This window comes from Gammaproteobacteria bacterium, from assembly GCA_017999615.1.
Lineage (GTDB): Bacteria > Pseudomonadota > Gammaproteobacteria > JAABTG01 > JAABTG01 > JAGNLM01.
In genome coordinates, this window is sequence record JAGNLM010000004.1 from 1 (window position 1) to 349 (window position 349).

Below are 349 nucleotides of genomic sequence, written 5' to 3' on the forward strand. Positions count from 1 at the left end.
TCGCCCCGGTCGGTCTCCTCGGCGAGGAGTGGCCGCCAGGCGATGCCCCGGTGGGCGGTGCCCCGGCCGGGCGCCGAGCGCCCGCCGGGTCTGCAGTGCTTCTGGCGGCTGGGCTTCTAGCGGTATCCACCACCATACGGAGGATAGCCATAGCCTCCGGCCGGAGGGACGTAGGTCGGAGCGCCGTACTGGCCCGGAATGGTGGCCGCCCCCTGGAGCGCCGGTTGCGGCGCTCCAGGCACTGCGGGGGCCGCCGGCTGGGCCGGGAGCGCCGGCATCGCGGGCTGCGCTGCCGCAGGCTTCGCAGGGACCGCCGGCTGGGCCGGGAGCGCCGGCATCGCGGGCTGCG

1 protein-coding gene is annotated in these 349 nt (G+C 77.4%); it reads right to left on the minus strand.

The window, feature by feature from the left end; translation table 11 throughout:
• Positions 1-116: 116 nt before the first annotated feature.
• Positions 117-349 (minus strand): YIP1 family protein (locus KA217_05455; GenBank protein MBP7711898.1); only part of this gene is annotated, 233 nt, incomplete at its 5' end.